The sequence below is a fragment of the Mesorhizobium sp. M2C.T.Ca.TU.002.02.1.1 genome, from assembly GCF_003997225.1.
On sequence record NZ_RZTO01000248.1, the window covers coordinates 1 to 7,541 of the forward strand.

5 protein-coding genes and 1 pseudogene are annotated in these 7,541 nt (G+C 66.2%); all 6 read right to left on the bottom strand.

Features of this window, described 5'->3' with window-relative positions:
• A partial coding sequence (locus EOD07_RS15215) for an aminotransferase class I/II-fold pyridoxal phosphate-dependent enzyme (protein ID WP_127236054.1) occupies positions 1–380 on the bottom strand: 380 nt, incomplete at its 3' end.
• Complete coding sequence (locus EOD07_RS15220; RefSeq protein WP_127236055.1) at positions 380–1,996, bottom strand: hydantoinase B/oxoprolinase family protein; 1,617 nt, start codon at positions 1,994–1,996, stop codon at positions 380–382. The genes EOD07_RS15220 and EOD07_RS15215, both read right to left, overlap by 1 nt.
• Positions 1,993–4,089 carry a hydantoinase/oxoprolinase family protein gene (locus EOD07_RS15225; RefSeq protein WP_127236056.1) on the bottom strand — a complete coding sequence of 699 codons (2,097 nt, stop codon included), beginning with the start codon at positions 4,087–4,089 and terminating at the stop codon, positions 1,993–1,995. The genes EOD07_RS15220 and EOD07_RS15225 overlap by 4 nt, the downstream gene beginning before the upstream one ends.
• The gene (locus EOD07_RS15230) at positions 4,086–5,756 is read right to left on the bottom strand and encodes a thiamine pyrophosphate-binding protein (protein ID WP_127236057.1); all 1,671 of its coding nucleotides are present in this window, start codon (positions 5,754–5,756) and stop codon (positions 4,086–4,088) included. The genes EOD07_RS15225 and EOD07_RS15230 overlap by 4 nt, the downstream gene beginning before the upstream one ends.
• Before the next feature lie 120 nt (positions 5,757–5,876).
• Positions 5,877–7,280 carry an FAD-binding oxidoreductase gene (locus EOD07_RS15235; RefSeq protein WP_127236058.1) on the bottom strand — a complete coding sequence of 468 codons (1,404 nt, stop codon included), beginning with the start codon at positions 7,278–7,280 and terminating at the stop codon, positions 5,877–5,879.
• Positions 7,281–7,334: 54 nt separating this feature from the next.
• A pseudogene (locus EOD07_RS15240) lies at positions 7,335–7,541 on the bottom strand (amino acid ABC transporter ATP-binding protein); the annotation flags it as partial.

The window sequence follows — 7,541 nt, forward strand, 5'->3', positions numbered from 1 at the left end:
GAGACGAAGTAGGGCGCCGGCAGGATCGCCTCGTCGCCGCTCTCCAGCGTCGCCATCAGCGCGTTGAAGATGATCTGCTTGGCGCCGTTGGCCACCACGATGTCGTCGGCGGTGTACTCCAGCCCGTTCTCGCGCCGGAATTTGCCGGCCACGGCCTCACGCACTTCGGCTGTACCGGCGGCAGCGGTGTAGAGCGTTTGCCCGGCCTTCGCCGCGAAATGGGCGGCATCGATGATGTGCAGCGGAGTCGGGAAATCGGGCTCGCCCAGGCCGAGATCGATCACATCCACGCCCTTGGCGCGCAGCGCCTTGGCGGCCTGCGAAGCGGCCATCGATGCCGAGGGCTTCACCGCCGAGAGGCGCGAGGCAACATAGCTCATCAGTCGTTCTCCGTGATGTAACCCTTGGATCGGTCGTTGGCCCGCGCGGCCGCGTTGCGCTTGGCCGGATCGCCATAGCCGCCGCCGCCCGGCAGTTCGAGGATCAGCCGGCGTCCCGCTGGCACATGCTGCCAGCCCTTGGGGCGCATCTTGGTGCCGTCGTCGAGCTTGACCACGCCGGCGACGCCTGGCTTGCCGCCATTGCGCCCACGGGCTGGATGATTGACGCGGTCGAACATGGCCGAGAAGTCGAACTCGTGGCCCTCGGTCGCGGCTATCTCGATGACTTGGCCAAGGCCGCCGCGGAACTCACCATCGCCGCCAGAATTGGGCCGCAGCTCCTTGCGCCAGATGACGATCGGGCCGGTATGCTCGGTCGCCTCGATCGGCATCGTGTGCACGCCGGACGGGAAGGCCGTCGCCGACAGGCCGTCGAGCCCGGGGCGGGCGCCCATGCCGCCGGAATTGAACATCAGCACCTCCGCGCGGCGGCCGGATGCGCCGGCGGCCGGGCGTGCCGAGATGTGGATGTTCCACAAGGCGCCGGCGCCCTCGGCGAGGATCTTGCCGGGCAGCGCCTTGGCGAAGGCGCCAAGCACCAGATCGGGGACCATGTGGCCGAAGATGTGCCTGAGCGCCACCGGCGCCGGCCGCACGGCGTTCAGGATATTGACCGGCGACGAAACGGTGAAGAAGGCGAGCGAGGCGGCATTGTTGGGGATGTCGGGCGCCACCATGCATTTCAGCGCATAGCAGGCATAGGCCTTGCTGTAGATGATCGGGCAGTTGATGCCCCAGCGGCTCATCGGGTCGGTGCCGGTGAAGTCGACCTCGACATGGTCCTCGCGGACCGAGACGGTGGCTGCGAGCTTCACCGGCTCGTCATAGCCGTCGGTCACCAGCTCGTTCGACCAGCTTCCCTTGGGCAGCGCCTCGATGCGCTCGAGCATGGCGTCGCGGGTGCGCGAGAAGATGAACTCGCCGAGCCCGTCGAGCGAGGCGAGGCCGATCTCGTTCATCATGTCGACGAGGCGGCGGTGGCCGACCTCGTTGCAGGCCGCGAGCGAATAGAAATCGCCGACCACCTGGTTCGGCTCGCGGACGTTGGCGCGCAGGATGCGGACGAGGTCGAGATTGACCTTGCCCTTCTCCGCGAACTTCATGATCGGGATCTGGATGCCTTCCTCATAGACCGACTTGCCGTCCGCGCCGAAGCCGCGCCCGCCGACATCGACGACATGCGCGGTGCAGGCGAAGAAGGCGACGAGCTCGCCGTTGAGGAAGGACGGCGACACCATGGTGATGTCGTGCAGGTGGCCGGTGCCGAGCCAGGGGTCGTTGGTGACATAGGTGTCGCCCTCGAACATCTCCTCGCGCGGGATCGCGTTCATGAAATGCAGCACGGCCTCGGCCATGGTGTTGACGTGGCCCGGCGTGCCGGTGACCGCCTGAGCCAGCATCTGGCCGCGCGGATCGAACACGCCGGCCGACAGGTCGCCGGATTCGCGCACCGAGGTCGAGAAGGCCGTGCGCAGCAAGGTGAGCGCCTGCTCCTCGACCACCGAGATCAACCGGTTCCACATGACCTGCATGCGGATTTCGCCAATATCGCTCATGCGCGGCTGCCTTTGCGGATCAGAAGGATCGCGCCGTCGCTCTGGACGACGGCGTCGAAGCTGGTGGTGACGACAGTGGATGTCTCGCGCTCGACGATGACGGCAGGTCCCGCAATGCGATCGCCGGCGCAGAGCGTGTCGCGCTCGACGATGCCATAGCTGCGCGGCCGGCCACTGACCGGGTCGAACACCTCGCGCGTCGTTGCCGGCTTACCCGTCTTCTTGCCCATGGTTAGCTCATGCCGCGCAACCGCAGGCCGAACATCCGTCGCCTTCACCGACCAGGTGACGATCTCGATCTCCAACCCGTCGAGCCCTTCGATGGCGCGGCCGAAGAAGCGCTGGTAGTTCTCCTCGAACAGGTCCTTGAGCTTCACCACCGCATCGTCGCCGAACGGCTCGTCCGCCAGCGGCACGGGGATCTCCCAACCCTGGCCTGCATAGCGCATGAAAGCGGTGATCTCGCAGACGATTTTTCCGCTGGCGCCGGTGCGGACAAAGCCTTCGGCGGAGGCTTTGAGGTCGGCGAGGAGCGCGTTCACCTCGGCCGCCTTGAAGCGGGACAGGCGCGTCAGCTTCGACGCCAGCGCTTCGTAGCCGAAGGGCGCCTTGAGGAAGCCGATCGCCGACCCGACCCCGGCGCCGCGCGGCACGATGCACTGGTCGATGCCGAGCTTTTCGCACAGCCTTGCCGCATGCAGCGGTGCGGCGCCGCCAAAAGCGATCATCAGATTGTCGGAAATGTTCTTGCCGTTCTCGACGGCGTGGACGCGCGCGGCGTTGGCCATGTTCTCATCCACCACCTCGCAGATGCCGAAGGCGGTCGCCATGGCATTCAGCGACAGGCGCTCGCCGACATCGCGCAGGATCGCCTGCTCGGAGGCGGCGGTGTCGAGCCTGATCGCGCCGCCGGCGAAATTGTCGGGATCGAGCTTGCCGAGCACCAGGTCGGCGTCGGTGATCGCCGGACGCTTGCCGCCACGGCCGTAGCAGGCCGGGCCGGGTTCCGAGCCGGCGCTTTCCGGTCCGGTCTGGATGCGACCCATGGCGTCGACCCAAGCGATCGAGCCGCCGCCGGCGCCGATCTCGATCATTTCGATCACCGGAATGGAGATCGGCATGCCCGAGCCCTTGGAGAAACGATAGGTGCGCGCCACCTCGAAGGTTCGCGCCGTGCGCGGCGCAAAATCCTCGATCAGGCAGATCTTGGCGGTGGTTCCGCCCATGTCGTAGGAGACGACCTTTTCGAGTCCGAAGCGCCGGGCGATGTCGGCGGCAAAGATGGCGCCGCCCGCTGGGCCGGATTCAACCAAGCGTACCGGAAATTCCGAAGCGGTTTCCACCGAGATCAACCCGCCGCCGGAATGGATCATGAAAACCGGGCAGTCGGCGCCCATGTCCTTCAGGCGCGTCTGCAGGCGGGCGAGGTAGTCGGCCATCTGCGGCCGCACATAGGCATTGGCGCAGACCGTGTTGAAGCGCTCGAATTCGCGCATCTGCGGCGAGACTTCGGCGCTGATCGAAATCGGGATGCTGAGCTTGCGGGCGAGGATGTTGCGGGCGCGGCGCTCGTGGCCGGGGTTGGCGTAAGCGTGGATGAAGCCGATCGCCACTGAGCCGAAATTGCCGGCGGCGATCCGATCGGCTATCTCCTCGAGCGCGGCTTCGTCGAGCGGCTGCAATTCCTGGCCCTCGGCGCCGATGCGGCCCTTGACCGTGAAGCGGTCCTCGCGCGGGATCAGCGGCGTCGGCAGCTGCAGGTTGAGGTCATATTGCTCGAAGCGGTTTTCCGTCCGCATCTCGATCACGTCGCGGAACCCTTCCGTCGTGACGAGCGCGGTCCTGGCGCCGCGCCGCTCGATCAGCGCATTGGTGGCGAGCGTCGTGCCGTGGATGATGATGCCGATCTCGGCTGCCGAGATGCCGGCATCGCGGATGACCACGTCGATGCCGTCGAGGATCGCCTGCTCGGGCGCCGCATAATTGGTCAGCACCTTGGTCGAGAACATCGTTCCCCTGACATCGAGCGCGATGTCGGTGAAGGTGCCGCCGATGTCCGCGCCGAGACGGATGTCGTCTGATCTGGAGGTCATGCCTTGGCCTTCTGCGAAGCGAGCGCGGCGTCGCGCATCTGGGAAAGGGTTTGCCGGGGCGTGAGCGCTTCGGGCGAGATGGCGATGTCGAGGACCGCGCCGGTCGCGGAGTTGAGCGCCCGCTCGAATGCCGCTGCGAAATCCTGTGTTGCCTCGACGCGCTCGGCGTGAAAGCCGTAGGCCTTCGCAAGCGCCACGAAGTCGGGGTTCTCGAGCGAGGTGCCGGAAACGCGGGCCGGATAGTTGCGCTCCTGATGCGCGCGGATCGTGCCGTAGATGCCGTTGTTGATGATGAGCACGATCGGCTGCGCGCCGGCCTGCATGGCGGTGCCGAGCTCCTGGCAGTTCATCTGGAAGTCGCCGTCGCCGGCGAAGCAGACGACCGTGCGCTGCGGATAGGCGACCTTCGCGGCGATCGCCGCCGGCAGGCCGTAGCCCATGGCGCCGGATTGCGGCGCGAGCAGCCGCGCCTTAGGTCCGAACTTGAAGAATTTGTTCGGCCATACCGTGAAGTTGCCGGCGCCGTTGGTGAGGATGACGTCGGCCGGCAAGGTCTCGCGCAGCCAGGCGCTGACCGCGACCATGTCGACCGGGCCGGGCTGCACCGGCGCGGCGAACGTGCCTTCATAGGCCTTGCGCGCCGCAGCGCGCCACTCGGCCCAGCCACCCTTCACCGGCGTCAGCGCCTTGGCGAAAGCATTCGGGCCGGCATGGATGCCGATGGCCGGCACATAGATCTTGCCGATCTCCCGGTCGGAGCCGTGCGCATGGATCAGCTTCTGGCGCGGCACCGGAACGTCGAGCAGCGTGTAGCCGTCCGTCGTCATCTCGCCGAAGCGGACATTGACGGCCAGGATCACATCCGCATCGCGGATCAATGTCTTGACGTGCGCCACCATGCCGACGCCGGCCTCGCCGACGAAGACCGGGGAATGGTTGTCGAACTGATCCTGGTACCGGAAAGCGGCAATGACGGGGATGTCTGAAGCCTCGGCAAAGGCCTGGAGCGCGGCGCGTCCGTCCGCCGTCCAGTTGGCGCCGCCCATGAGCAGCACCGGCCTCTCGGCTGCGGCCAGCATCTCGAGCGCCGCCGCGATGGCATCCTGCGACGGAGCGGCTTCGAAGATCGAAGCAGGGCCATTGAGCGGCGCGGCTTCGGTCGCGGTGGTCAGCATGTCTTCCGGCAGCGCGACCACGACGGGGCCGGGCCTTCCGGTCAGGGCCGTAGTCCAGGCCCGCGCCACGATCTCGGGAAGTCGTTCGACGTCGTCGATTTCGACCGCCCATTTTGCGACGGTTCCGTAGACCGCCCGGTAGTCGATCTCCTGGAAGGCTTCGCGGCCCTTCATGTCGGTGCCGACCTGGCCGACGAACAGGATCATCGGCGCGGAGTCCTGCATGGCGGTGTGGACGCCGATGCTGGCATTGGTCACACCCGGGCCTCGGGTCACGAAGCAGATGCCCGGCGATCCAGTCAGCTTGCCATAGGCGGAAGCCATGAACGCCGCGCCGCCTTCGTTGCGGCAAAGCACATAATCCAGTTTGCCCTTGGTATCGTGCAGCGCGTCGAGCACGGCGAGATAGCTTTCGCCGGGAACGCCGAAGCTCTTTGTCGCGCCCAAGGCGGTCAGGCACTCGACAAGAAGGCGACCGCCATTGCGGACCATGCTTCGACATCCTCTTAATCCGGCGGCAAGCGGACCGAGCCTGCCTTTCGGATTTATACCTGCACTGTGGCCGGCCGGCGCGAAATCAAGAAATGCGATCTATACGAAAGTTTTTCTTTGCTATGAAATCCGCACCAAAACACCGGGGTTCATCGTGCCCGACGGATCGAACGCATCCTTCAGCCGTGCCATGAGCTCCCGCTCCACCGGACTTCTGTTCCGGTCAGCCATGACGATCTTGGCGCGGCCGAGCCCATGCTCGGCGGCAAAGCTACCGCCCATGTCGGTGGCTAAAGCGGCCAGCGCCTCGGCGAACGCTGCGGCCTTGCCGTCGAAATCGGCGCGGCCTTCCGGCGGCGACAGATTGTAGTGGATGTTGCCGTCGCCGAGATGGCCGAACGGGTTGATCCGCACGTCCGGAAGAATGTCGTGGCATCGTTTCGCGCCCGCTTCGATGAAGCGCGCGATCGCGCCCGGCGGCACGGAGATGTCGTGCTTGAGCTGCTCGCCTTCCAGCCGCTGGCCCTCCGGCTGTTCCTCGCGCAGGCGCCAGAACTGCGCCCGCTGCGCGCCCGAATTGGCCAGCGCGCCATCGACCACCAGCCCTTGCTCCATGCCCCATTCCAGCGCCGAGGACAGGATCTCGTCGAGGGGAACGCGTGTCGAGCCCGACGCCATCTCGACGAGCAGATAGACGTCGCCCCTTGTCTCCAGCTGATAGGCAAGGTCAGGCAGATGCTTGAGCGCCAGCGTCAGGCCGACATCCGAAAAGAATTCGAGGCCGGCGAGGAATTCGCCGGCCTCGCCGCGCAGGAAGGCGCCGAACGAAACGGCCGCCGCGAAGTCGGACATCACGAGCAGCGCGCTCGCCTGCTGCTTTGGCGTGGGATAGAGCCTGAGGACCGCTCGCGTCACGATGCCGAGCGTGCCTTCCGAACCGCAGAACAACTTGCGCAGCTGATAGCCGGCATTGTCCTTCTGCACCGCGCGAAGACCGTCCCACACCGTGCCGTCCGGCATCACGACTTCGAGGCCAAGGACAAGATCCTGCATCATGCCGAACCGGAACGCGTGACTGCCGCCGGCATTGGTGCCGATCAGGCCACCGATCCTGGCGCTGCCTTCGGCGCCGAGATGCATCGGGAACATCAGCCCATGCGGTTCCAGCGCCTCATGCAGCCCGGCGAGAACCACGCCCGCATCGACCAGGATAGACCCGCTCTCCAGGTCCGGTTCGCCGATTGCCGCCATGCGCGACAGCGAGACGATCACCGCGTTGGCCTGGTCGGCGACGGCGCCGCCGCACAGGCCGGTGTTGCCGCCTTGCGGCACGACTGCCAATCGGGCCTGCCTGCAGGCCTTGACGACCGCGGCCACCTCCGCGGTATTCGCGGGGCGGGCGACGCCCAGGGGCCGGATGCCATAACGGTTGAGCCAATCGCGCTGGTAGGGTTGGGCATCATCGCCCGAAAGCCAGCCTTTCGGTCCGAGTATCTCGCGCAAGGCGACTGTAGGATCGGTCATTGAAATTCCTGCTGATGTGCTGCGCGCGGAACGTCGCATCTCTCGGCATGCCGTTCAATGACCCAGCACCTGCGACAAAAACTGACGGGTGCGCTCGTTTCGGGAGGACGTGAAGAATTCCTCCGGCGGCGCTTCCTCGACGATCTCGCCGCCGTCCATGAAGATCACCCGGTCGGCGACGCGGCGGGCGAAGCCCATTTCATGGGTCACGCAGATCATGGTCATGCCTTCGGCGGCGAGCGTCACCATGACGTCCAGCAC

Bases quoted from the DNA above. Each gene is read 5' to 3' on its own strand.
- EOD07_RS15230 (WP_127236057.1), bottom strand. From the start codon at position 5,756: ATGGTCCGCAATGGCGGTCGCCTTCTTGTCGAGTGCCTGACCGCCTTG.
- EOD07_RS15235 (WP_127236058.1), bottom strand. From the start codon at position 7,280: ATGACCGATCCTACAGTCGCCTTGCGCGAGATACTCGGACCGAAAGGC.
- EOD07_RS15220 (WP_127236055.1), bottom strand. From the start codon at position 1,996: ATGAGCGATATTGGCGAAATCCGCATGCAGGTCATGTGGAACCGGTTG.
- EOD07_RS15225 (WP_127236056.1), bottom strand. From the start codon at position 4,089: ATGACCTCCAGATCAGACGACATCCGTCTCGGCGCGGACATCGGCGGC.